This is a genomic window from Martelella sp. (genome assembly GCF_984369615.1).
This window is the reverse complement of sequence record NZ_CFHTCS010000355.1, coordinates 1-4,390: the sequence shown is the minus strand read 5'-3', so window position 1 is coordinate 4,390 and position 4,390 is coordinate 1. Positions and strand designations below refer to the sequence as shown.

General features: G+C 66.0%; 4 protein-coding genes. All 4 read left to right on the top strand.

Translation table 11 applies throughout. The annotated features are described in order from the left end of the window. A partial coding sequence (locus tag AC5DC2_RS20060; protein ID WP_491699752.1) for an aconitase family protein occupies positions 1-711 on the top strand: 711 nt, incomplete at its 5' end. A gap of 203 nt (positions 712-914) precedes the next feature. Further along, positions 915-1,967 carry a 3-carboxy-cis,cis-muconate cycloisomerase gene (locus AC5DC2_RS20055; RefSeq protein ID WP_491699751.1) on the top strand — a complete coding sequence of 351 codons (1,053 nt, stop codon included), beginning with the start codon at positions 915-917 and terminating at the stop codon, positions 1,965-1,967. Positions 1,968-2,131: 164 nt separating this feature from the next. Further along, the gene (gene ehuR / locus AC5DC2_RS20050) at positions 2,132-3,532 is read left to right on the top strand and encodes a MocR-like ectoine utilization transcription factor EhuR (protein WP_491699750.1); all 1,401 of its coding nucleotides are present in this window, start codon (positions 2,132-2,134) and stop codon (positions 3,530-3,532) included. Further along, the gene (fdhD, locus tag AC5DC2_RS20045) at positions 3,525-4,340 is read left to right on the top strand and encodes a formate dehydrogenase accessory sulfurtransferase FdhD (RefSeq protein ID WP_491699749.1); all 816 of its coding nucleotides are present in this window, start codon (positions 3,525-3,527) and stop codon (positions 4,338-4,340) included. Before ehuR ends, fdhD begins: the two co-directional genes overlap by 8 nt. Positions 4,341-4,390: the final 50 nt, after the last annotated feature.

Genomic DNA, 4,390 nt, shown 5'->3' with positions numbered 1-4,390 from the left:
GGCCTGATCGCGCCGGACGAAAAGACCTTCGCCTATATCAAGGAACGCCCGCGCGCGCCGAAGGGCGAGGCCTGGGACCGGGCCGTCGAATACTGGAAGTCGCTGACGACGGACGAGGGCGCGGAATATGACCGCGTCGTCACGCTCGATGCCGCCAACCTGCCGCCGATCGTTTCCTGGGGCTCCTCGCCGGAAGACGTGATCGCGGTCACGGGCGAAGTGCCCAATCCGGACGATATCGCCGACGAGACCAAGCGCGCCTCCAAATGGCGGGCGCTGAAATATATGGGCCTGGCGCCCGGGACGAAGATCACCGATATCGAGATCGACCGCGTCTTCATCGGTTCCTGCACCAACGGCCGCATCGAAGATCTGCGCGCGGCGGCCGCCGTCGCGAAGGGACGGAAGGTTTCCGACCGGGTCAACGCCATGATCGTCCCGGGCTCGGGCCTGGTCAAGGAGCAGGCGGAAGCCGAAGGCCTCGACAAGATCTTCCTCGAGGCCGGTTTCGAATGGCGTGAGCCGGGTTGCTCCATGTGCCTTGCGATGAATGACGACCGGCTGAAGCCCGAGGAGCGCTGCGCCTCGACCTCGAACCGCAATTTCGAGGGCCGCCAGGGCTATAAGGGCCGCACCCATCTGGTCTCGCCCGCCATGGCCGCAGCGGCCGCGATCGAGGGCCGGTTCGTCGATATTCGCGCCTGGAAGTGACGCGCGAGGAATCGGGTTTTGCGAAGGCGGCGATCGGCCGCCTTCCTGGTATGCGGGTCGCCGTAAACCGGAAAACCGGGCTCCGCCCTTGCGCTTGTCGCGCCATTGTCGCAATGTGAGGTCGGCGCCGGTTGCCACGGTGCCCGTGTCGGTCGGGATGGTTCCGCCCTCCTGCTCTTTCCGGTAGCAAGCGATCGCAATCCATGAGTTATTCTGCTTTTGATCATCCCGTGCTTTCGGGTCTGGTGGGCGACGACGAGGTTGCCGCCTTCTTTTCGCTCGACGCGGAAATCAAGGCCATGCTGGCTTTCGAGGCGGCGCTCGCCGAGGCCGAGGCCCGCGCCGGGGTCATTCCGGAAGCGGCAGCGGCGCGCATCGGCGAAGTCTGCGCCGGCTTTTGGCCGGATATCGAGGCGCTGAAGCTCGCCACAGGCCGCGACGGCATCGTCGTGCCCGATCTGGTGCGCCAGCTGCGCGCGGCCGTGGGGCCGGATGCAGCGGACCACGTGCATTTCGGTGCGACCAGCCAGGATGTCATCGATACCTCGCTGATGATGCGGCTGTCGGCGGTGTCGACGCTGCTGATCGACCGGCTCGACCACCTGTTCCAGCGCATGGAAACGCTGGATTCCCGCTTCGGCGACCGGACACTGATGGGGCGCACGCGCATGCAGCCGGCCATGCCGATCGCCGTTTCCGACCGGCTGCGATCCTGGCGCGAGCCGGTGCTGTATCTGCGGCAGTTTCTCCTGAGGCTCGACGGGCAGCTCTTCGCCGTGCAATTCGGCGGCGCGGTCGGGACGCTGCACAGGCTGCCGGAGCAGGCTGTCGAGGTGCGGGCCATGCTGGCCGACCTTCTCGGCCTGATTGATGCGCCGCAATGGCAGAACCAGCGCAACGTGATCGCCGAATTCGCCTCCGCCATGTCGCAGATCACCGGAAGCCTCGGCAAATTCGGCCTCGACATTGCGCTTCTCGCCGAAATGGGCGAGGAAATCGAACTCTCCGGGGGCGGCGAGTCCTCCGATATCGACGGCAAGCGCAATCCGGTGACGGCGGAGGTGCTGGTGTCACTGTCGCGCTTCAACGCCGCGCAGCTTTCGGCCATGCATATGGCGCTGGTGCATGAGCAGGAGCGCTCGGGCGCGGCCTGGACGCTGGAATGGCTGACCCTGCCGCAGATGGTGGCGGCCGCTGCCGCCTCGCTGAAGCTGTCGGACTGGCTCTGTACCAAGATCGAGAGCCTCGGCACCTGACCGGGTTTCAGATTGCCTTAACCAATTGCACTGATTTTCGCCGTTGGGCCTGACCTCGGAAGAAATGCAGACCACATAGGATTCAAAGGCTTGTGATGCCGCCGCATCGGCATTGGTCGTGCTTGCGCTATTGTCAATTGATATGATTTGCCGCACGATGGCGCATGAGCAAATGGCGTCCCAATCCGAGGCTGATCAAGCGACCGGCCTATCTTTCCATTGCCGAACAGATCGCCGGCGCTATCCGCGACGGCCTGCTGGTCGACGGCATGCGCCTGCCGCCGCAACGGCAGATGGCGGCCGATCTGAATATTTCGGTCCAGACCGTTTCCCGTGCCTATGAGGCGCTTTCCCGCCGGGGACTCGTTACCGGCGAGGTCGGGCGCGGTTCCTATGTCAAGGCGGCTTCCAATGCGTTCGAACGACCGCATCTGACCGAAGGGACATCCGGCGTCGTTGACCTCTCCATCCTGAAACCGGTGTGCGAGAGCCGCAGTCTTGCCCGTTTCCGCAACGCCTTTGCCGAACTCGGCGCCACCATGCCGCCGGACCTTGCCTTTTCAATGATACCGAACGCGTTGTTCCGGCGTTACCGCATGGCCGGCGCCAACTGGCTGGCGGCCTGCGGCCTGAAGGCTCCGCCGCACGGCATTACCGTCACCAACGGTTCGAGCGATGCGATGACGGCGGCCTTCATGAGCGTCGCGCCGCCGGGCTCTGCCATGGCGGCGGAGGACCTGACCCATCCGATGGCAAGGCCGCTTGCCGGCTATCTCGGCATCGATCTGCAGCCGGTCGATGTCGATTCCGACGGAATAGTGCCTGCCGCGCTCGAGGCGCTGGCGGCGCGAAAACGCCTGAAAGCGATCTTCCTGCAACCCTCGGCAGCCGGCCCGCGGGGCACGCTGATGAGCGCGCCGCGCCGGCGGGCGATCTCGGCAATCGCGCGCAGGTTCGACCTCGCCGTCATCGAAAACGACGTGCTCGGCCCGCTGGTGGAAAACCGGCCGCCGCCGGTCGCCGCCTTCGCGCCGGAGCGGACGCTCTACATGACCGACCTGTCAAAGAACACGATCCCGGGTCTCAGATGCGGTTTCCTGGTCGCCCCGGACCGGTATGCGGCCGCCGTTTCCAACCGCTATCTCGCGGCCAACTGGATCGCGACCCCGGTGATGGCCGAAATCGCCAGCCGCTGGATCGTTGACGGCACGGCGATGGAACTGGTCAACTGGCAGCGTATGGCGCTGAAGCGCCGCCGGGCGATCGCCGAGAAGGAACTGGCGGGCATTGACTGCGCCATGACGCCGGGCGCGCTGCATGTGTGGATCCCGCTTCCGGACGGCGTCAACGAGGCTGTCTTCGTCGACCGCGCGCGCCAGCGCGGCGTCGCCATTGCCGCCGGAGCCACGTTCCGCGCCGGGCGCGAGCCTTCCGCCCCCGCAATCCGCGTGGCGCTCGCTGCGTCCTCCGAAATCGAGCTTTCGTCTTCCCTTGCGCTGATTGCAGGGATGTTTCGGGACGAAAGCAGGACGCGCCGTGCCGCCGCGGTGACGGACAATGGCTGACGGGATGCCGCCCGCCGCGCTTGCACGAGCGCCGCTTTTTTGCGTCGGAAGCCGCAGCCAGGCGCGCGCTCCGGAGGCGCTTGCCGCCGAAACGGCTGTGGCGCTCAGCTATGGCGGCTCGTCCCACGCCGTATTGATGGCGACCCCTGCCGATCTTGTCGATCTCGCCTACGGTTTCAGCCTGACGGAAGGCATTGTCCGTCATCCGGACGAGATCCTCGGCGTAGAGGCTGTTCACTTTGAGACCGGAATCGACCTGCAGATATCACTCGGGGAAGACCGTTCTGCCGCGCTTGCCGCACGCCGCCGCTCGATGGCGGGGCCGGTCGGCTGCGGGCTGTGCGGGCTGGAAAGCATCGATGCCGCGATGCGGCCTGTGCCAGCGCTCGAAGGCGATGACTTCACGATGACCGTCAGCGACGTTGACCGGGCGGTAACGGCGCTTTCCGATCGTCAACCGGTTTTTGCGAAGACGCGCGCCGTGCATGGGGCCGGCGTCTTCCGGCCGGACGCGGGCATGCCGGCAGTGCGCGAGGACGTCGGCCGCCACAACGCGCTCGACAAGCTTATCGGGGCGCTCATGCGCAAGGGGGAGACGGCCGTCAGCGGCGCTCTCGTTGTCACCAGCCGGCTGTCCGTGGAAATGGTGCAGAAGGCGGCGTTCGCCCGCGCGCCGGTGCTGATCGCCGTTTCGCAGCCGACCGCGCTTGCGGTCGAGACGGCCGAAAGGGCCGGCATAACGCTTGTCGCCAGCGCCCGCGGCGACGGGTTCTCGGTGTTCACGCACGCGAAGCGGATCAGGAGCTAGAGCGCCGTGCGTCCATTCGGACGCACAAAGGACGCTCTAACCTATTTTAT